Source organism: Blastomonas sp. CCH1-A6 (assembly GCF_001556365.1).
GTDB classification, from domain to species: Bacteria; Pseudomonadota; Alphaproteobacteria; order Sphingomonadales; family Sphingomonadaceae; genus Blastomonas; species Blastomonas ursincola.
The window spans coordinates 1-225 of record NZ_LSIS01000257.1 but is presented as its reverse complement, the minus strand read 5'-3'; the positions used below and the strand labels follow the sequence as shown (position 1 = coordinate 225).

Sequence of the window (225 nt, the reverse complement as noted above, 5' to 3'; positions counted from 1 at the left end):
CCAAGACTTCTGTCATTGTCAGCGTTGAGCTCAGCAAGCGCAACTGGCTTGTTGCTTCGCTCTCGCCAGGAGCGGCGAAGCCTTCGCTACGGACAATTCCTGCCGGGAACAGCGCGGAACTGATCAGTCACCTTCGCAATCTTGAGTGCAAGGCCGCTGATCGTATCGGTGAACCTGCCGCCATTCGCCTGTGCTTCGAGATTGGATATGATGGCTTCTGGCTCG

At 56.9% G+C, this 225-nt stretch carries 1 pseudogene; it reads left to right on the top strand.

Annotated elements, in window-relative coordinates:
• A pseudogene (locus AX735_RS26900) lies at nucleotides 1-225 on the top strand (IS110 family transposase); the annotation flags it as partial.